Origin of the sequence: Streptomyces sp. URMC 126, from assembly GCF_051386555.1 — a bacterium.
Taxonomy (GTDB): Bacteria; Actinomycetota; Actinomycetes; order Streptomycetales; family Streptomycetaceae; genus Streptomyces.
The window spans coordinates 1-231 of the sequence record NZ_JBPQTX010001422.1 but is presented as its reverse complement, the minus strand read 5'-3'; the positions used below and the strand labels follow the sequence as shown (position 1 = coordinate 231).

General features: G+C 74.5%; 1 protein-coding gene. It reads left to right on the top strand.

Going from position 1 to position 231, the window contains the following annotated elements; genetic code table 11:
- Window positions 1–14 precede the first annotated feature (14 nt).
- The coding region (locus tag ACSNOK_RS36515; protein WP_436784936.1) for a DUF5691 domain-containing protein at window positions 15–231 on the top strand (217 nt) is incomplete at its 3' end.

Below are 231 nucleotides of genomic sequence, written 5' to 3'. Positions count from 1 at the left end.
CCCATGACCTGCTGGTGCCTGCGCTGGAGCAGGGCCGCCAGTCCGTGGAGCTGCGCCAGTGGCTGGCCCCGGTGCTGGGCGAGCGCGGGCGCTGGCTGGGCGCGCTCAATCCGCAATGGAGCTATGCCAGCGGCGTGGAGGAAACCGCCGACCCCGAACTGGTCTGGCAGGAGGGCTCGGTCGAGCAGCGCGTGGCCCTGCTGCGCAGCGAGCGCGCGGCCGATGCCGCCC